Annotated in this window: 20 protein-coding genes and 1 riboswitch; of the genes, 5 read left to right on the forward strand and 15 right to left on the reverse strand. The window is 40.1% G+C overall.

Annotated features, from left to right (window positions below; genetic code table 11):
• Window positions 1-10: 10 nt before the first annotated feature.
• The 4 genes from sufC to WKU33_RS08165 all read right to left on the reverse strand — a co-directional run bounded on the left by sufC (window position 11) and on the right by WKU33_RS08165 (window position 3391).
• Window positions 11-796 carry a Fe-S cluster assembly ATPase SufC gene (gene sufC, locus WKU33_RS08150; RefSeq protein ID WP_156856685.1) on the reverse strand — a complete coding sequence of 262 codons (786 nt, stop codon included), beginning with the start codon at window positions 794-796 and terminating at the stop codon, window positions 11-13.
• A 569-nt stretch (window positions 797-1365) separates the two neighbouring features.
• Complete coding sequence (locus tag WKU33_RS08155; RefSeq protein ID WP_156855819.1) at window positions 1366-1830, reverse strand: KGG domain-containing protein; 465 nt, start codon at window positions 1828-1830, stop codon at window positions 1366-1368.
• A 127-nt stretch (window positions 1831-1957) separates the two neighbouring features.
• A complete protein-coding gene (locus WKU33_RS08160; protein ID WP_156855818.1) occupies window positions 1958-2107 on the reverse strand; it encodes a hypothetical protein in 150 nt (49 codons plus the stop codon).
• 21 nt (window positions 2108-2128) lie between these two features.
• Window positions 2129-3391, reverse strand: a complete 1263-nt coding sequence (locus tag WKU33_RS08165; protein ID WP_336253160.1) for a hypothetical protein — start codon at window positions 3389-3391, stop codon at window positions 2129-2131.
• Window positions 3392-3626: 235 nt separating this feature from the next.
• Between WKU33_RS08165 and WKU33_RS08170 the strand changes: the two genes are divergently transcribed.
• Window positions 3627-4310: a DUF421 domain-containing protein gene (locus tag WKU33_RS08170; protein WP_340454089.1), complete on the forward strand. Its 684-nt coding sequence runs from the start codon at window positions 3627-3629 to the stop codon at window positions 4308-4310.
• Between the two features lie 47 nt (window positions 4311-4357).
• Here WKU33_RS08170 and WKU33_RS08175 read toward each other — a convergent pair whose 3' ends face one another.
• The 11 genes from WKU33_RS08175 to WKU33_RS08225 all read right to left on the reverse strand — a co-directional run bounded on the left by WKU33_RS08175 (window position 4358) and on the right by WKU33_RS08225 (window position 14722).
• Window positions 4358-4498, reverse strand: coding sequence for a hypothetical protein (locus tag WKU33_RS08175; RefSeq protein WP_198042602.1), 141 nt, complete (start codon window positions 4496-4498; stop codon window positions 4358-4360).
• A 227-nt stretch (window positions 4499-4725) separates the two neighbouring features.
• Window positions 4726-5601 (reverse strand): MetQ/NlpA family ABC transporter substrate-binding protein, encoded by an 876-nt coding sequence (locus tag WKU33_RS08180; RefSeq protein WP_340454090.1) that lies wholly within the window; start codon window positions 5599-5601, stop codon window positions 4726-4728.
• 17 nt (window positions 5602-5618) lie between these two features.
• Window positions 5619-6275, reverse strand: a complete 657-nt coding sequence (locus WKU33_RS08185; RefSeq protein ID WP_188858228.1) for a methionine ABC transporter permease — start codon at window positions 6273-6275, stop codon at window positions 5619-5621.
• Window positions 6268-7296, reverse strand: coding sequence for a methionine ABC transporter ATP-binding protein (locus WKU33_RS08190; protein ID WP_156855811.1), 1029 nt, complete (start codon window positions 7294-7296; stop codon window positions 6268-6270). Before WKU33_RS08190 ends, WKU33_RS08185 begins: the two co-directional genes overlap by 8 nt.
• 87 nt (window positions 7297-7383) lie before the next feature.
• A riboswitch (SAM riboswitch) is annotated at window positions 7384-7485 on the reverse strand.
• A 52-nt stretch (window positions 7486-7537) separates the two neighbouring features.
• The gene (locus WKU33_RS08195) at window positions 7538-7858 is read right to left on the reverse strand and encodes a thioredoxin family protein (RefSeq protein WP_156855810.1); all 321 of its coding nucleotides are present in this window, start codon (window positions 7856-7858) and stop codon (window positions 7538-7540) included.
• Window positions 7859-7870: 12 nt separating this feature from the next.
• A complete protein-coding gene (locus tag WKU33_RS08200) occupies window positions 7871-8227 on the reverse strand; it encodes a toprim domain-containing protein (RefSeq protein WP_156855809.1) in 357 nt (118 codons plus the stop codon).
• 119 nt (window positions 8228-8346) lie between these two features.
• Window positions 8347-8730: a glycine cleavage system protein GcvH gene (gcvH, locus tag WKU33_RS08205; protein ID WP_156855807.1), complete on the reverse strand. Its 384-nt coding sequence runs from the start codon at window positions 8728-8730 to the stop codon at window positions 8347-8349.
• A gap of 93 nt (window positions 8731-8823) precedes the next feature.
• On the reverse strand, window positions 8824-9180 hold the full coding sequence (locus tag WKU33_RS08210) for an arsenate reductase family protein (protein WP_340454093.1): 357 nt from the start codon (window positions 9178-9180) through the stop codon (window positions 8824-8826).
• Between the two features lie 135 nt (window positions 9181-9315).
• Entirely contained in the window at window positions 9316-11100 is a 1785-nt protein-coding gene (locus WKU33_RS08215; RefSeq protein ID WP_156855804.1) for an acyl-CoA dehydrogenase family protein, read from the reverse strand.
• A gap of 39 nt (window positions 11101-11139) precedes the next feature.
• On the reverse strand, window positions 11140-12315 hold the full coding sequence (locus WKU33_RS08220) for an acetyl-CoA C-acetyltransferase (protein WP_156855802.1): 1176 nt from the start codon (window positions 12313-12315) through the stop codon (window positions 11140-11142).
• 19 nt (window positions 12316-12334) lie between these two features.
• A complete protein-coding gene (locus WKU33_RS08225) occupies window positions 12335-14722 on the reverse strand; it encodes a 3-hydroxyacyl-CoA dehydrogenase/enoyl-CoA hydratase family protein (protein WP_340454096.1) in 2388 nt (795 codons plus the stop codon).
• A gap of 339 nt (window positions 14723-15061) precedes the next feature.
• On the opposite strand from WKU33_RS08225, the gene WKU33_RS08230 reads away from it, so the two are divergent.
• Genes WKU33_RS08230 through WKU33_RS08245 form a run of 4 tightly spaced genes read left to right on the forward strand, consistent with a single transcriptional unit; the run spans window position 15062 to window position 18038 of the window.
• Window positions 15062-15994 carry a metal ABC transporter solute-binding protein, Zn/Mn family gene (locus tag WKU33_RS08230; protein WP_336253157.1) on the forward strand — a complete coding sequence of 311 codons (933 nt, stop codon included), beginning with the start codon at window positions 15062-15064 and terminating at the stop codon, window positions 15992-15994.
• 14 nt (window positions 15995-16008) lie between these two features.
• Complete coding sequence (locus WKU33_RS08235) at window positions 16009-16764, forward strand: metal ABC transporter ATP-binding protein (protein WP_336253156.1); 756 nt, start codon at window positions 16009-16011, stop codon at window positions 16762-16764.
• 12 nt (window positions 16765-16776) lie between these two features.
• Window positions 16777-17625, forward strand: a complete 849-nt coding sequence (locus WKU33_RS08240; RefSeq protein WP_336253155.1) for a metal ABC transporter permease — start codon at window positions 16777-16779, stop codon at window positions 17623-17625.
• Complete coding sequence (locus WKU33_RS08245; RefSeq protein ID WP_156855794.1) at window positions 17625-18038, forward strand: Fur family transcriptional regulator; 414 nt, start codon at window positions 17625-17627, stop codon at window positions 18036-18038. Before WKU33_RS08240 ends, WKU33_RS08245 begins: the two co-directional genes overlap by 1 nt.
• Window positions 18039-18414 lie beyond the last annotated feature (376 nt).

Consider the following 18414-nt stretch of genomic DNA (forward strand, 5'->3'; position numbering starts at 1 on the left):
CTCCTAACGTTTATGCATTTTGTTCGATTGTTTCGTCTTCGATACCTAACTCTTCTTTAATCCATTCGTAGCCTTCCGCTTCTAGACGCTTAGCTAACTCTGGACCACCAGATTTTACGACACGGCCTTGCATCATGACATGTACATAATCCGGTGTGATGTAGTTTAATAAACGTTGGTAGTGAGTAATGATTAATGTTCCGAAGTTCTCATCACGTAGTTTGTTAATACCTTTAGAAACTATTTTTAACGCGTCGATGTCAAGTCCTGAGTCAATTTCATCTAAAATACCGATTTCCGGTTTTAGTAGCATTAATTGAAGGATTTCGTTACGTTTCTTCTCCCCACCAGAGAATCCTTCGTTCAAGTAACGTGTAGCCATGCTCTTATCAATTTCAAGGAAATCAAGTGTTTCATCAAGTTCTTTAATGAATTCCATTAATGGAATCTCATCGCCTTCTTCACGTTTTGCATTAATTGCACTGCGTAAAAAGTCAGAAGTTGTTACACCGCTGATTTCACTTGGATATTGCATTGCTAGGAAAAGACCTGCTCTTGCGCGCTCATCTACTTCCATTTCTAATACGTCTTCACCATTAAACGTAATGCTTCCTTCTGTTATTTCATAAAGGGGATGCCCCATAATTGCTGATGCTAATGTAGATTTACCTGTTCCGTTCGGTCCCATGATTGCATGGAATTCCCCGCCCTTAATTGTAAGGTCTACACCTTTTAATATTTGTTTATCCTCAATGGAAACATGAAGATTTTTGATTTCTAAAACTGATCCTGACATAATCAATACCTCCAAATGCTTATTCTAGTTTTCCGAGATGAACTTGATATTCATTCTCAATCTATTCTCATTACAATCTTAAAGCATTTCAAATTAATTATCAACCCATTCGGTCTATTTGCAATAAGATTGTATATAAGCGCTTAAATCCAACGGACAGAAGCGTTCGCCATTATCGCCCTTTTTATTTTCTCGCCGAAAGTTACCCCTCCAATCCTCTTTGTTTATACATAAGAAAAACAGCATGATAACTGATCATCCCGTTTCTTCTATAATATATATCTAGTATACACTATATCTCGTTCTCATTTAACTGACAACCCCTGTGGTTAAAGCCGTGGGGTTCTTTTGGATTAAGTAGAAGCTTTTCACCAACAATACACTTCTTAAGGTAAGCTTAGCAACTTTACAACATGATGTTGCTATCCCTACACTGTTGCGCCCTCTAAAGTAGCTTGCTGCCCCCAGAAGATATCGTTCGTAAGTTATGTAAAACATGTTAAAAGCGCAGACAGTACCGAATGGACTGCTGCGCTTTTTCACCTTAAGTGGAGTGTAAATAATTTAAATTATTTGTTGTTATTATTGTTTCGGCGCTCTCGTGTTCGAGATTTTCCACCTTTTTCACCAATATCTTCATAAAAGTCTTGGTCATGGTTCCGTGCAGTTGCCTCGCCACCCTTTTGACCAATTTCTTCATAGAATTCCTGATCGTGGTTTCGGGAAGTAGCTTCTCCTCCCTTTTGACCGATCTCTTCATAGAATTCCCGGTCGTGGTTCCGTGCAGTTGCCTCGCCACCTTTTTGACCAATTTCTTCATAGAATTCGCGGTCATGATTTTGCGCTGTAGCTTCCCCGCCTTTTTGACCGATCTCTTCATAAAATTCCTGATCATGGTTCTGTGAAGTAGCCTCGCCACCCTTTTGACCAATTTCTTCATAGAAATCTTGGTCGTGGTTTCTTGAAGTTACTTTACCACCTTTTCTTCCTGCTTGCTCACGAGACATCTTACCATTATTGTTGTTTTTAACCATTTGTAAAAACTCCTTTCATGATGATAATTCTTGCTCGTACATTACTTTAGATTCCACATTTTATTAAAGTTAAACCCAACAAACGACATTTAATAGAGTTGTTTTCCACTTGTAACATTTGTAACATCTATTTATTTTTCTTCAACTTATCGTAGACCTTTTCGACGGCAATTTCTTTTTCTTTTTTCTCTTTATCCTCTAGTTCAAACTCCATCCGGTCCTCCGGCGGCAGCTGAAAATAAGCATTCTTCTTTGAATCATTATCCTTAGGCAGCATGTCACTCTCTCCTTTCCAATGCTATAAATAGGCATTTATTTCCTCATCAACGTAATTCTTCCGTTTCATCCAGATGAAACCGTCTCCCTTTGTAATAATCGCGACGTCAATTGGCGGTCCTGCTGATTCGGTCGCTCTCGTTACTCGGCGTTTAAATGTCGTCAAGGAGACGAGGGCCTCCGCCATATCTGCCAGCTCTTCTTTTGGCAAGGAACGGACAACACCAAGTAGGGGTTCAATATAATTCCTTTCCTGGTATTCTGTAATAGCACTTTCTATAGACTCATACATTTCTCTACCCATTACTTTCAAGTCTTTAACTTGTTCTTTTGTAAAATCGAGTGATAGACGTTTTTGAATTTCTTCAGGATAATTTCTCAATACACCCGAAATGATATTAAATATAAGATCTTCCATATTCGGTTCGATACCGCTTATGAAGGAGTCAACCATTTCTCTTTGAGCAAATGCGGTAATCGTGGCTGTACCATCATCTTTATCCGTCGTATAACTAATTTTTTTATCTTTTAATTTCTTATATTTCAGTTGACCAAAGATAAATCCTTCCAATCTATAATTTAATAGACGTGGAAAAATATCTTCTTCTCCATATCCGCCAATTACAAATCCAGTACTCCCTACGCTGAAATAGTCCTTCCGAACAGCTTCAAAAGCTAATTTGTAAAACTGCTCTGTCAGTTCTGCCGGAACATCATATTTAATCAGTTCATCGATTATTTCAATAACTACCGAACCAAAGCGTTCTTTAAAAGCATTTTCTTCCATCTCTATAAAATTATTTTCTTCTTTTTGATAGGATTTAATTAGTTGACGAGTAGCTTCCCCAAGCCAGTTGGTAACCCGCTCGGACGAGACCCCCTCCTCCATATGCTCTTTTCTTGCCATTCGTTCTTCCACTTCTTTGACTATCCGTTTTAGATTATCGGAAAAAATACGATACACAATAATTTCTTCGACATATTTATCTCTGAACCGTTCATCTTCATCCAAAAAGCAAAAGAAATCATGGAGATAATCTTTTACATTCGGAAACTTTTTTGTCCCGAGATTATTCCGGTACGCTTTGATAATGACTTCCCAAGGAACTTCCATAAAGGACCCAGCCCCATATATCATGATTCCAATTGAATGTTCTTTCGATAATGAAAATAATTTATTGGCCGTATTATATACTTTTTGTACACCTTCTCTACCGCTTGTTATTGCACTGTCTGCAGCCATTGCGATTCCTTGTTTATTCAGTACTGCCACTTCAGCCGTCATTTTCGAATGCTCCTTTATTGGTTATTTGTAAATCCCTGATTCTATTCAACTAACATTCAGTGGGGAGGTAAGAAACGGTAAGGATCCCCACTGAATGAAGTTTCACTTTATATGTATTCCTTACCCGTGTCACCCAAGTGGAAAACGGAAGCAGCGATATATTCAACTTAGTAGATTAGTTCGTTCAATAAAGGGTATTACAATTAAAAAAATAAAGCAGAGGTGAATAACAAGTATGGCGACATCGATGACAATAAAAATAATCTGTGGTTTACTCGCATTACTGATTGTAGTCCGTTTGTTAGGAAAGAAAGAACTATCTCAAATTACTCCATTTGATTTTGTATATATCCTTGTACTCGGAGGCTTGCTCGAAGAATCGGTTTATGATGACAAAGTCACTGTTTGGCAAGTATTGGCAGCCATTGCCTTATGGTCCCTTCTCATTTACAGTATTGAAAAGATCGTTCAGAAATTCGATATAACAAGGCAAGCAGTAAAAGGAGAACCTACCGTCATTATCCATGATGGTGAACTCGATATAAAAGCTTTGAAAAAGAATAAGCTTGAATCGGAACAGTTGCGTACAATGCTAAGGCAACAAGGCATTTTCTCAATTAATGAAGTGAAATATGGAATACTCGAGCCAAGCAGACAGCTGAGTGTGTTAGAGTATGAACGATCCGTACCAGTCACAGCAGAAATGCTTTCCATCCAACCAAAAGAAGCAGCCCTTAGCTATCTAGTGATTGATGAAGGGAAAATAGTAGGAACAATACTAGAAAAAATCGGAAAAAGTGAAACATGGCTAAAGTCAGAACTTGCGAAGTTAGGCTATACCGAAATCAGTAAAATCTATTACGCGGAATGGTCTAAAAATGACGGCTTTACAATTCGCGGTATGATGAATGAGGTATGAGCTAAAAAGAGCAGAAGACAGACCAAGTAGGCCCGTCTTCTGTTCTTTTAGTATCCAAGCTGATTGTCAATTTCAGCGATGATTTGTTTTGATTCCTGATATTCCCGTTCGCGTTTCCGCTCTACTTTCATTCGGTTTGCTAAATTCGATTCGTATTCGGCAATGCTCATTTTATGATATTCGTTCATTGCCTTCTCCATTTCTTGCGTATAATACTCATTATTAACCGAATTAATAATAAACCACTCCTTTGTTTTCTACATTAAAAGGTTAACACAATAACGCTACCCTGCTCAAAGGAGAAATAAACGTATAGGGTGGAGTATTTAACTGGAAATGAACGATGCTGTAATATAAAGAAAGGAAGCATAAACATTTAAGCTTATGCTTCCTTTTACTACCGATTTCACAAATTTTAATTGCTTCCGCCAACCGGAACAACTGCCCCATCATAATTTTCTAAGATGAAGTTTTGGATTTCTTCCGATTGTAAAACATCAACTAATGTTTGGAACGCAGGATTGTCTTTGTCCTTACTGCGGACGGCGATGACGTTTACATACTCTGAATTCTCGTCTTCAATGAATAACGCATCTTCTAGCGGATTCAGGCCTGCATCGATGGCATAGTTTGTGTTGATTGCAACTAATGCATCCGGCTCCGACTCGTACATTTCTGGTAATAACAATGGATCCACATCTGGTGAGAATGTTAGATTCAATGGATTGTCTACAATATCATCAATTGTTGCCGTAGATTTCTCTACACTCTCATCCAATGTAATCAAGTCTTGTTGCTCAAATAATGAAAGAATACGTCCATGGTCAGGAATGGAACGGCTGATGATAATCTCTTGACCATCCTCAATCTCATCAAGTGATGTGATATTCTTCGAGTAAACACCCATCGGTTCAATATGGATTCCATCAATATAATCTAAATCATACCCTGTGTCATCAATTGTTTGATCGAGGAACGGAATATGCTGGAAGAAGTTCGCATCGAGCGTACCCGATTCCAAGTCCTCATTCGGTAATACATAATCTTGATACATCTCGATTGTTATATTGATTCCTTCCTCTTCAAGCAACGGCTTAGCTTCTTCTAAAATTTCGGCATGGGGTGTACTTGATGCGCCAATAACGATATCAACCGGTTCTGTGGCTTCTTCTCCAGCGGTGTTATCTGCATCATCTGCACCATTTGCGGTATCTTCTTTTTCTCCACTTGTACCACATGCAGCCAGCAACAGAATGAATGATAGTAGAATTAATCCTAGAAACTTTCTCATCTTTATTCCTCTCCTTTTTATCTTTTATCTATTTTATTGGTAATGAAATCTCCAATAAATTGAATAATAAATACAATGATCAAAATTATTATCGTACAAATAAACACAAGATCAAAGTTCCGGCGCTGGAAACCATAGAAATAAGCATAATCTCCAAGACCGCCTGCCCCAATTATTCCTGCCATCGCGGTATAGCCGATAAGTGCAATAGCTGTAACGGTCAGCCCTGATACGAGAGCTGGTAAGGATTCAGGTATCAATACTTTAAATATAATCGTACTCGTCTTCGCACCGATTGATTTTGCAGCTTCAATGACACCTTTATCAACTTCCCGGAACGCAATCTCCACAAGCCGAGCGTAAAATGGCGCGCTGCCGATAATTAGCGCTGGTAGCGCAGCACTTGGTCCTCGAATCGTCCCAATAAGGAAATTTGTAAATGGAAATAATAACAGAATCAATATTATAAACGGAATCGAACGGAATACGTTGACAACAGATGCGGTTATTGCATTAATGACTTTATTTTCCCAAATACCGCCTCTTGCTGTAAGAAATAGTAATAATCCAAGAAGTATTCCGATGACCAAGGTGCCTAATAGCGAAATAATTGTCATATAAAAAGTTTCATTAGTCGCTGTTAACAGCTCGTCCATATTCACATTTTCAAACATTTAGGATGACCTCCAATTCCACGGAGGTTTTCGTTTGAACATAGAGAATAGCACGGTCAATTTCCGCATCCTCACCAGTAATTTGAACAAACAATGTTCCGTAACTTCCGGTCTTCGTATTCGTAATCTTGCCTTGGATAATATTGATATCGATGGCAAACTGTTTCGCAAGCTGACTGATTAAAGCTTTGTTTGCTGATTCTCCGATAAATTGCAGTTTGATGAGCTTTCCTTCTGGATTATCTTGCAGCATACTTGGGATCGCATCCTCTTCCTCTGCATTTCCCATCACCTGGCTAACAAATTTCTTTGTTATTTGTTGTTTCGGATGAAGGAAAACATCGAGGACATCTCCCATTTCCACTACTTTTCCCTCTTCCATAACAGCAACCCGGTGGCAAATTTTCCGGATGACCTGCATTTCGTGGGTAATCAGAATAATTGTGAGTCCCATCTTTTCATTGATGTCAACGAGTAGATCCAAAATAGATGTTGTCGTTTCCGGGTCAAGAGCAGATGTCGCTTCATCACAAAGTAATAGTTTCGGTTTGTTCGCCAGTGATCTAGCAATACCGACACGCTGTTTTTGTCCACCACTTAATTCAGATGGATAAGCATCTTCCCGACCAGTTAAACCGACCAAGTCGATCAATTCTTGAACCCGCTGTTTACGCTCCGTTTTGCTCACTCCAGCAATTTCAAGCGGGAATGCAATGTTCTCTGCCACAGTCCGCGACCATAGTAAATTAAAATGTTGAAACACCATTCCAATATCTTGGCGTGCAATGCGGAGATCATTTTTCTTCAAACGTGTTATGTCTTTATCACCTATTGTTACTGATCCACCTGATGGCTCCTCCAACCGATTGAGCAAGCGGATGAAGGTACTTTTACCAGCACCACTATAACCAATAACGCCAAATATTTCTCCTTCTTTTATATCCAGATCCAAATCATCAACTGCAATGATTTGCCTTTCTTTTGTAACGTATTGCTTCCTTAAACCTTTAATGGAAATCAACGTACTATCTCCTTCCAAATAAATCAAAAAAGCGTCTTTCTATTCGAGAACAGAAAGACGCTTTTACCTATAGTTGCATTTCTTGTTCTCTTATCTATCAAGATATTAGCAGGAATTGGCACCTTTCAAACGACTTTGAAGGTTGCCGCGGTTTCACAGGGCCAGTCCCTCCACCGCTCTCGATAAGAGCATACCTATTCAATTAACATAAAGAAATCATAGCATGAGTTGAGTTATGCTGTCAATAGCTTTCCCCAGCGAAGAGCTCAGGCTTATATTCGAAAAGATAACGATAAATATTACCGGTAGAATAGAAAGTATACACTTTCTCCTTTACTTCATTATTCTCCTTAATTAATAAACAAGGCACGTTCTCTATTTTATGTTCGTGTAAGAAAGCTTCTTCAAAATTGGCATTCATTTCATAAAATATTTCTTCGCCATGAATGTCTTCAATTTTTTCAAGTATCGTCCTAGCGATATGGCATGTGCCACAAAATGGCGAATAAATATATAATAAGTAAGAATCTTTCTTTAGCTGTTTTGATATTACTTTCTGCATAGACTCACCTGACTAATATAAAAATGTTGGTCGTACTGAAAAATGTTTTGCAACGAGTAAGGAGGCAAGGATTTTATAAGGGGTAGTTGCGACTTCACGGTAATCCCTGCTAATATAAATATGGTCGGCATGAGGGAGTTCCCGTGCCAGTTGTTTTCGTAGTTTCAAGCCATTTTTATCTTCATCGACAAAGATGTAGACATCATTTTCATCTAAGTTATATGTTTCTAACAGCTCATCAAACCAATGGACGCTTAGTGAGCCGTTTGTACAAATAATCGTGACTTCTTCGCTTAGAATTTCTTCTATCTTACGTTTATCTGTCAACCCCTCCACAATAATAACTTTTTCGGTTTCGTGCGCTATCATACCCTGCCACTCCTTATCCGATCAAATCATCCACCTATTATAGCATATGAAAGAAAGGAGGCTGACTATACTGTTTTATTGTATAGTTAGTCCCCCTCCTTTTTTGTCTTGCTTTAGTATTATTCTTCTATGATTGCTTTGTATTCTTCAGCTGTCAGTAAATTATCCCATTCGCTTGCGTCCTCTAGTTCTACAACGATCATCCAAGCCTGTTCATATGGAGATTCGTTGACAAGTTCTGGGCTGTCTTCCAATTCTTCATTGATTTCAACTATTGTCCCTTTGACTGGTGCATATAGCTCGGAAACTGTTTTTACCGATTCTACACTGCCAAATGAATCGTCCGCTTCGACTGTGTCGCCCTCTTCCGGAAGTTCGACAAACACGATATCTCCAAGTTCATCTTGAGCGAAATCAGTAATTCCGATGCGCACTTTATTGTCGCTCTCTTTCTTAATCCACTCGTGCTCTTTCGTATAACGTAAGTCCTCTGGTAAATTCATCGGTTATCATCCTTTCCGTTTCTTCTACTCCAACTATACAATGGATAGATTAGAAAATCTACTGTACATCACATTTTCTCTTTACCTTCTGTACTAATTCCAAGTTGATTCGTATTCGTCTTCTTTAAAACCAACAGTGATTTTGTCTCCCATCGCTGCTATCGGCCGTTTTATCAACATGCCGTCAGAAGCTAGGTATTCTGCCATTTCTTCAACTGAAGCATCTTTAATCTTCTCTTTCATATTCAATTCGCGATATTTTTTACCGCTCATATTAAAGAACTTCTTCGGTTCTAGACCACTTTTTTCAATTAATTGTAAAATCTTATCCTTAGATGGTGTATCCTCAACGATATGGACTGCCTCAAAGTCGATATCGTTCGCTTCCAACCACTTCTTCGCATTTCTGCACGTGCCGCATTTTGGATACCAGTAAAAAGTCATACTCATTTTAAAAACCAGCTCCTTTATGTAATTACCACTATTTTAACATAGAAGGTTTGTTGACACATGTATTTGCTACAGAGCTCGTATGGTTTTAAAAAAATCGTCCGGAGCATATTCTATACTCCGGACGAACTGAAATTATACGATATATTTTTCACTTTCGATGAGTGATTTGGCGATTTCCCGTTTCTTCGCAATAACATTCGTCGGTTCATGACGGGTCAATTTACGTAAGGAAGAGAGCATCATCCGTAGAGTATCTCCATCTTCCACCGCAATTAAGATCTCTTTTGCCGCTGCCTCAATCCGATTGAATGCTTCCTGTACATATACTTGTGTATAAAGCAGTTTCAGCTCATTCTTCTCCTCTCCCGTCTGATGAATCGCTTTTTCAGTACGGAGGAGGGCTGATTCCATATTAAAGACATCTCCAACCATATTGGCCAAGTGGACGAGAATTTCTTGCTCATTCTCAAGTTTCTGCATGTATTTCTGTGCCGCCAAACCTGCACCTAAGAGAACAATTTTCTTTGCATTACGCACTAAATGCTTTTCCTGATCAAGTGGTTCTGTGCCAACTTCTTCAGGCATCATCATCATAAGCTCTTCCTGAAGTCCTTGGGCTTTCTGTAATAATGGCAGTTCCCCTTTCATTGCCTTTTTCAGCAATGTTCCCGGAACGAGCAGTCGGTTGATTTCATTCGTACCTTCAAATATCCGGTTGATCCTGGAATCCCGGTAGATTCTTTCTACTTCATATTCCTCCATGAACCCATACCCACCATGCAGCTGAACCGCTTCGTCAGCGGTGCGGTCAAGTAATTCTGTCGCCATATATTTCGTAATCGAGCATTCGATTTGGTACTCAGCAATTGCCCGGGCAATTTCCCGACCGTCCTCAAGTTCTTCATCAGACAAAGCACCCATCCGCTGCTCGAACAATCCAACTGTACGATAAACCGCACTCTCATTTGCATAGATTTCACTCGCCATCGTAGCAAGCTTAGATTGGGTTAGGGAGAAGCTTGAAATTGGTACACTGAATTGTTTCCGTTCATTCACATATTTTGCCGCTAGTTCAAATGCCCGTTTCGAACCACCGACACCACCGACGGCTAGTTTGTAACGTCCAACGTTTAAAATATTAAAGGCAATAATATGTCCTCTACCTTTTTCACCTAGGAGATTTTCTACCGGTACTTCTGCATCTTCCAAAATCAGTGTCCGGGTTGATGAACTCTTAATCCCCATCTTTTTCTCTTCCAAACCAGTGGACACACCTGGATAATCGCGTTCTACAATGAACGCAGAGAAATGTTCACCATCAATTTTTGCATAGACGACAAATACATCTGCGAACGCGGAGTTCGTGATCCACTGCTTTTCCCCATTCAAAATATAATGGGTTCCTGCCTCATTCAGCTTAGCAGTCGCTTTTGCCCCGAGAGCGTCTGAACCGGAGCCAGGTTCTGTCAGGGCATAGGCAGCGATTAGCTCGCCCGTCGCAAGCTTCGGCAAATACTTCTCCTTCTGTTCTTTATTCCCGAAAAACACAATTGGCAGCGAGCCGATACCGACATGGGCTCCATGAGTAATGGAAAATCCTCCCGCTGGTGCCATTTTCTCTGTAATCAAGGATGAGCTAATCTTATCCAGACCAAGCCCACCGTAAGCCTCCGGAACATCTGCACCGAGCAGACCTAGCTCTCCCGCCTTTTTCAATAATTCTACGGAATGTTCGAATTCGTGGTTTTCTAACTTGTCGATAAGCGGGACGACTTCATTGTTAACATATTCCTCTGTTGTTTTCGCAATCATTTTATGCTCATCTGTTAAGTCCTCAGGAGTGATAATGTCCTCACCGGTTAATTCTTCAATGAGGAAGGCTCCTCCTTTAAAAAGTTTGTCTTTTGTTTCGCTCATAATTGATCTTCTCCTTTTATTAAAAGTTAGTTGTAAAGATTAAATTAGCTCAAATACTCCTGCTGCTCCCATTCCACCGCCAACACACATCGTTACAATTCCAAATTGAACATTTCTGCGGCGCATCTCATGGGCTAAAGTTAGCGTCAGCTTCGTTCCCGTCATTCCTAGCGGGTGTCCGAGTGCAATCGCTCCACCGTTTACATTCACAATAGAAGTATCTAAGTCAAGCGCTTCAATAACTCGTAACGATTGGGATGCGAACGCTTCATTCAGCTCGATCAATCCAATATCCGATAACTCAAGACCGGCAATTTCCAGTGCCTTTGGTATCGCCTTCACAGGACCTACTCCCATAATTTCCGGTTCCACTCCAGCTACAGCATAGGAACGGAATTTTAATAAGGGGGTTAATCCTTCTGCTTGGGCTTTCTCGCGCTCCATTAATAGGACGGTACCTGCCCCATCGCTCATTTGCGAGGAGTTTCCAGCTGTTACAGATCCCTTTATATGAAATGCAGGTCTCAGTTTAGCAAGGACTTCTGTATTTGTATCTGCGCGTACCCCTTCATCCATTGCAAATTGTTTTGTCTGTTCTACAACCTTATTATCCTTACCGATAACACGTTCTGTGACTTCCACCGAGACAATTTCATCAGCGAATTTACCTTCTTCAATTGCTTTGGCTGCCCGCTCATGACTTTGTGCTGCGAAGGCATCTTGATCTGCTCGGGATATATTGAAACGATTCGCCACTTCTTCTGCCGTATGTCCCATGCCCATATAATAGCCAACCGCATCTTCTACGAGTTTCGGGTTTGGTTTAATGACATGTCCGCCCATCGGAATTAAGCTCATCGACTCTGCCCCACCAGCAATAATCGTATCACTCGCGCCAACCATAATACGTTCAGCACCATAGGCGATTGCTTGCAGCCCGGAAGAACAATAGCGATTAATTGTAATTCCCGGAACTTCTTTCGGAAGACCGGCAAGCCCCGCAATATTTCTTGCCATATTCATCCCTTGCTCTGCTTCCGGCATCGCACAACCGATGATGACGTCATCAATATTTCCGGTATAGTCGCCTGCCCTTTTCAATGTTTCTTTGATTGTCAGTGCAGCTAAATCATCCGGTCTTGCGTCTCGTAAACTACCTTTAATCGCCTTACCGACCGGAGTCCTTGCTCCTGCAACGATAACTGCTTCCTTCACATTTTCTCCCCCTTAATCCTTAGTTGCGTAATGGTTTACCTTTCATTAACATGTGTTGCATCCGGGCTTGTGTTTTCGGTTCACCGATTAGACTTAAGAATGCTTCTCGCTCGAAATCGAGCATTGTCTGCTCATCAATAAGCGAACCTTCTTTAATTCTTCCACCGGATAAGACATAGGCTAGCTTTTCGGCAATCTTTACATCATGTTCAGATGCATAACCGCTCATCTGGAGATTTTTTGCCCCGAGCAGCATTGCCGCATAGCCTGCATTTCCAACGACCGGAATTTTTTCTTTTGCAGGTGCCCGGTAACCTGCATGAGCCAGTGCAAGTACTTTTTGTTTGGCATCGTAAATTAAATGATCTGGATTCGCACTGATCGCATCTTTTTGGTCTAGAAATCCTAGCTCTTGTGCTTCTTTTGCGGAAGTTGATACTTTCGCCGTTGCCACTTTTTCAAAGACATCATTCGCGACCTTCGATAAGTCAAAATCGATCCCCTTTGGCATATTGCGAAGTTGTTTTAGATAAAGTTCTTTCGTGCCGCCCCCACCAGGTATAAGACCGACACCAACTTCGACAAGTCCCATATATGTTTCCGGTGACGCTTGAATTGCTGCTGCAGGTAGCGACACTTCTGCCCCGCCTCCAAGCGCCATATTAAACGGAGCGACGACTACTGGTTTATTTGCATATTTAATGTTTGTCGTCATATTTTGAAACATACGGATGACCATATCAAGTTCATAGAAATTATCATCCTGTGCTTCCATTAACATTAATGCGAGATTAGCACCAACACAGAAGTTTTTACCCTGGTTTCCGATAACAAGCCCTTCATAGTTAGCTTCGGCTTCCTCAATCGCTGTGTTCACCATTTGCATAATATCAAGGCCAATCGCATTATTGGGTGAATGGAATTCAAGTAATAGGACACCGTCATCTAAATCTATTAAACTTGCACCAGTATTTTTCTTGATTACATTTGATTTATTCTTAAAGAGTCTTAGATTCACTTCTTTCGGATTTGTCTTAAGCTTTTCAAAATCATTGCCATTATAATAAGTTATTTCTCCATCTGCTTGTTTATAAAAAGATTCATATCCTTTTTCAATTAACTCTAGCACCCAGCTTGGCACTGTCTCCCCTTCACGTTGCATCCGCTCGGTTGCTTGTTTTAAACCAATCGCATCCCATGTCTCAAATGGTCCGATATCCCAACCGAATCCCCATTTCATCGCTTGGTCAATAGCCGTAATATCATCGGCAATTTCACCGACCAGTTCGGCGGAATAAATAAGGACCGGCTTTAATAAAGACCAAACGAGCTTAGCTGCCGGATCATCAGGCATAGATAGAAGCGCTTTCATTTTGGCGCGAGAGCCTTTTGCCTGCTTTGCCATTTCGATTGCTGGTGTTTGTAATTTCTTTCGTTCACCAAATTCAAGTGTATCCGGATTAATTTCATAAATGACTCCAGCTTTTTTCTCGTAAAATCCCTTTCCTGATTTAGAACCGAGCCAACCATTTTCAACCATTTTCTGCATAAATGCCGGTGGATCAAATACTTCCTTTTCTTTTCCTTCCACTTTGTCATAGACGTTTCGTGCGACGTGCAAGAATGTATCGAGGCCGACTACATCCAATGTACGGAACGTGGCACTCTTCGGTCTTCCGATAAGTGGACCAGTAACCGAATCAACTTCCCCAATACTAAATCCTTGTTCAAGCATTTCCCTTAGTGTGATAAGAAGCCCATATGTTCCAATTCGGTTTGCTATAAAGTTGGGCGTGTCCTTTGCTTCCACAACCCCTTTACCAAGAACATTTTCACCGAATACTTTCATGAACTCAAGTACATCTGGATCGGTATGTGAGGTTGGAATTACTTCCAACAATTTTAAATAACGCGGTGGATTAAAGAAATGGGTTCCTAGGAAATGTTTCTTCATATCCTCACTACAATCTTCAATCATCGCTTCTACAGATATTCCTGATGTGTTGGAACTAACAATACTGCCCTTCTTCCGGTGTTTATCCACATTTGCAAATACTTGCTTCTTGATTTCGAGATTCTCTGTCACTACTTCAATAATCCAATCGGCTTCCTCTAAGCGTTCCATATCATCTTCAAAGTTCCCAATTTCAATCAAATCAAGACTTGCCTTCGATGTAATGGGTGATGGCTTTTGCTTTAATAATGCCTGTTTACTTTTCTCGGCTATCCGATTACGCACTCTTTTGTCTTCTAGCGACAATCCTTGTTTTTCCTCTTGCACCGTTAATTCAGATGGTACAATGTCGAGCATTTGTACAGGAATGCCGTTATTTGCTAAGTGTGCGGCGATTCCAGACCCCATTACTCCAGAGCCTAATACAGCAGCTCGCTTGATTGACCGTTTCATGTTTTATCCCCCAATCCATATCTTTGAATGAATGCTCATTCATTATTCTTTAAAAAAATAAGAGAACAATCTCTTAACCTGCTTTTAGTATAAAATACTTTCTGATATTTCGCAACAGAGATGTTGATTTTTTTCTAAATCGAAATGATTATTATTTACAAATCGTAACGGTTACGATATGATTAGAAAAGAATTTCATAAGCTGATTGCCATCATTCAGCATAAGTATTCTTGCTCTTCCGCTTATATTAGAGCTCTGCTCACCTTTCAGGTCCATGATTGTTGAATATTAATAAGGAATTATTATAGGAAGAATTTCATCGTACAGGAGGATGTTCATTGAGAGTATTGAAACGTAATTTTATCTTTTTATTATTTATTTTATTATTAGCCGGTTGTAACACGGCATCAAATGATACCGACCAATCAAAAGGGACAATATATACAACAATATATCCGTTACAATTTATCGTTGAGGAGATTGCTGGTGATCTTGTTGAAGTACAGACCGTTTATCCTCCTGGTGTGGATGAGCATACGTATGAACCTGCGGCAAAGGAATTGGCAAAGATTGCGGAAGGTGATGCTTTTATTTATATCGGCGCAGGGCTTGAAGCATTAGCAAGTACCGCTGCCAGCGCTTTAGAAAATGAAGATGTGAAGTTAATCGAAATCGGTCAGCATGAACAATTATTCTTAGCCCAAGAAGATGACCATGACGCTCACGAAGATCATGATCATCACCACGGAGACAAGGATCCGCATATTTGGCTCGATCCGATTCGCATGATTGAGATTGCTGAGATTATTCATGATGAGTTAAGTGAACAATATCCGGATGAAGCAGAACGGTTTGCGGAAAACTTTACCCATTTAAAAGAACAACTTCAAGCAATAGATGATGAATTCACAGAATTACTTGCAACAAAGTCAACTAAAAAATTACTCGTCACCCATGCAGCTTTCGGTTATTGGGAAGAACGCTACGGAATTGAACAAATTTCCATCCACGGGCTTTCCACGGAAAATGAACCATCCCAGAAAGAATTAGTAGAAATCATTGACGTAGTAAAAGAAAATAACATCAATCATATTATTTTTGAACAAAATGTAAAAACTCGAGTTGCTGAAGTGATTCAGCAAGAGATAAATGCTGAACCGTTAATTATCCATAATCTTGCAGTACTCACCGATGAAGATATTAAAGAAAATCGGGATTACCTCTCCATTATGAAAGATAATTTAGCAGTTCTCGATGAAGCAATGAATTGAAAGGATGTGTTCCAATGAATGAACCTATTATAACGATGCATAATGTCAGCTTTTCCTATCAAAACAAACCAATACTCGATGGGATTAATTTTGAACTTCCAAAGGGCAAGTTTATGGGCCTAGTTGGTCCGAACGGGGGTGGAAAAACCACTCTGATCAAACTGATTCTCGGCTTGCTTAAACCAGATGAAGGAAATGTAACTTTATTCGGCGTACCACTGGAAAAGTTTCAAGAAAGAAATAAAATCGGGTTCGTTTCGCAAAAAGCAAATAGCTTTAATACAGGTTTCCCTGCAACTGTTTTTGAAGTCGTTTCAACCGGTCTTACGGCAAAGCTTGGCTATTTTAAATTTTTAAATAAACAAGATAAACAAAACATCCTAAGAGCACTTGAATTGGTCGATATGAGTGGTTTTGCCAATGAAAATATCGGAAAGCTTTCTGGCGGACAACAACAGCGGGTATTCATCGCTAGGGCACTTGTAAGTGAGCCGGAATTATTGATTCTCGATGAGCCAACTGTTGGAGTTGACCAGGAAAATGTGAAACGATTCTATGAGTTACTACACAAATTGAATGAGGAACAAGAGATAACGATTCTTTTAGTCACCCATGACACTGAGATTATGACGGAATATGCGACAGATGTTGTCTGTTTGAATAAGACACTGCATTTCCATGGAAATCCTGAAGAATATTGTTCCCTTTCCGATAAAGACCTATCTTTATTTTATGGACATCCAGTCACAACGATTGTCCATCATTCGTAATGGAGGAATATTATGCTAGCTGACTTTTTAAACTATGAATTTTTACGATATACATTTATAACTGGCTTATTAATTGGAATCATCGCTCCATTACTCGGAACTTTCATTGTCGTCCGCAGGCTTTCTTTAATTGCGGATGCCTTATCCCATGTTACATTGGCAGGGATTGCCTTTGGGTTAATGATCGAGAAGTTACTTCTCATCACCTTCCCCCCTCTTTACAGCGGGATGGCCTTCTCCGTCATCGGTTCCATTTTTATTGAAAAGCTGCGTACGGTTTATAAAACATATCAGGAATTGGCAATTCCGATTATCCTTTCTGCCGGTGTCGGATTAAGTGTTATTTTCATATCTCTAGCTAATGGATTTAACACGGATTTATTCGGATATTTATTCGGATCGGTTTCCGCTGTAAGCCAAAGTGACTTCTTATTGATTTTCATAATATTTATTATCGTCGTTCTGATCGTCACTTTTTTCTATAAAGAACTGCTTACTCTATCCTTTGATGAAGAACATGCAACGATCTCAGGCATTCATACGAAACACATTCACCTGTTATTTATTGTGCTAACTGCTCTTGTTATTGCTGCTTCAATGCGGATTGTTGGAGTCTTACTCGTCTCCGCTCTTATGACCCTCCCTGTCGCTGCAGCGATGCGGATTGCAAAAGGGTTTAAACAAATGTTGTTTTTATCTATTTTGTTCGGTGAAATTTCTGTTATCATTGGTATTATAAGCGGATATTATTTAAGTATCCCGCCAGGTGGAACAATTGTCATGATTGCCGTCACGATTTTACTGTTAACAATCGGGATTAAACGGAGTCGGAAATCACAACAAGAAATGAGGGAAGCCTAATGAATTTACAGAATGCGATGGAAGTGCTAAGAAAGAATGGGTATAAATCAACTGGGCGCAGGAAAGATATTTTAACTTTTTTCGAAAAAGCCGATGGATACCGGACAGCGAAAGAACTGCATCAATTTATGGAAGATAAATATGAAGGAATTAGCTTTGACACCGTGTACCGGAATTTACATTTATATGATGAAATGAAAATTCTTGAAAGCACAGAGTTAAATGGGGAGAAACACTTCCGGATGAAATGTGCGACCCACCATCATCACCATTTTATCTGCAGCAGGTGCGGGAAAACGAAAGAAATTAATATTTGTCCGATGGATGAAGTTGAAAATAAACTGGAGAACTACATGATCGAGGACCACAAATTTGAAATCTACGGCCTCTGTCCCGAATGCCAAGTCGCATAAATAACCAACTCACCTTTCTCATTTTTGACCAAAGTGAATTTTCATTTTGAATGAGAATTACTTTCATACAGCGTAAGTGCAAGTTTCTCCTGGAGGTTCGCAGTCCAGACACCTCTCGCTTTCCGCGGGCGGCTGGTGAGCCTCCTCGCAGGCAAGCCTGCTGCGGGGTCTCACCAAGCCTATCGACGAACAGGAAGTTCTAATGCCGGCATTGGTCACAGGACGTGACCGTACTTAGCCGGCCTCCCGCAGGAGTCTCGAGGTGTCTGGACTGCTCCGAGGGAAAGCCTGATTTGGAACACTATTTTTCATTTTAGAAATTAGGATCGCTTATCATAGTGGTGGGTTAGTTTCCATTAATAATAACCCTCTCTAT

It is taken from the genome of Oceanobacillus sp. HCA-5259 (genome assembly GCF_037892815.1).
Taxonomy (GTDB): Bacteria; Bacillota; Bacilli; order Bacillales; family Amphibacillaceae; genus Oceanobacillus; species Oceanobacillus indicireducens.